This is a genomic window from Halorubrum sp. SP9 (genome assembly GCF_005435015.1).
GTDB classification, from domain to species: Archaea; Halobacteriota; Halobacteria; order Halobacteriales; family Haloferacaceae; genus Halorubrum; species Halorubrum sodomense.
In genome coordinates, this window is record NZ_SGXU01000138.1 from 794 (window position 1) to 1,048 (window position 255).

Here is a 255-nt window from a genome sequence, read left to right on the forward strand (position 1 = left end):
GCGGCAGGGGTACGCGCTCGAACACGAGTACATGCTCGCGCGGCTCGTGATCCTCTCGCTGATGTACCTCACGTGGCGCGAGTTCGGCAACGTGTTCCTCGGGCTCGTCTTCGCCGTGTTCGGGTACGCGATGTTCGGGAACCTCGTCCCCGGCGTGTTGGGCCACGCGGGGATGAACCAGGCGACGCTGCTCCAGGCGACGGTCACGGACCTGTACGGGTTCTACGGGAGCCTGACGCAGATCACGGCCTCGTG

1 pseudogene is annotated in these 255 nt (G+C 66.3%); it reads left to right on the forward strand.

Going from position 1 to position 255, the window contains the following annotated elements:
* Positions 1-255 (forward strand): annotated as a pseudogene (locus EXE45_RS21455) (C4-dicarboxylate ABC transporter permease); the annotation flags it as partial.